Below are 255 nucleotides of genomic sequence, written 5' to 3'. Positions count from 1 at the left end.
AGCTGATTGCCGCCGGCATGTCGGCGGTGGTCTATTGCGGCTCGATGGGGGACTGGCCGCTCTTGAGCGATGCCCAGCGCATGGAGGGCGTCGAGCGCCTGGTCAAGGCGGGCATCCCGGTCATCGTCGGCACCGGCGCCGTCAACACCGCCTCGGCGGTTGCCCATGCGGCCCACGCCCAGAACGTCGGCGCCAAGGGCCTGATGGTCATCCCCCGCGTTCTGTCGCGCGGTTCGGTGATCGCCGCCCAGAAGG

Annotated in this window: 1 protein-coding gene; it reads left to right on the top strand. The window is 70.2% G+C overall.

Annotated elements, in window-relative coordinates; all coding sequences use genetic code 11:
- On the top strand, positions 1-255 hold a 255-nt coding region (locus tag RHSP_RS31200), incomplete at both ends, for a dihydrodipicolinate synthase family protein (RefSeq protein WP_037155712.1).

Source organism: Rhizobium freirei PRF 81 (assembly GCF_000359745.1).
Lineage (GTDB): Bacteria > Pseudomonadota > Alphaproteobacteria > Rhizobiales > Rhizobiaceae > Rhizobium > Rhizobium freirei.
The sequence above is the reverse complement of the archived record's forward strand: the minus strand, read 5'-3'. Positions and strand labels throughout refer to the sequence as shown.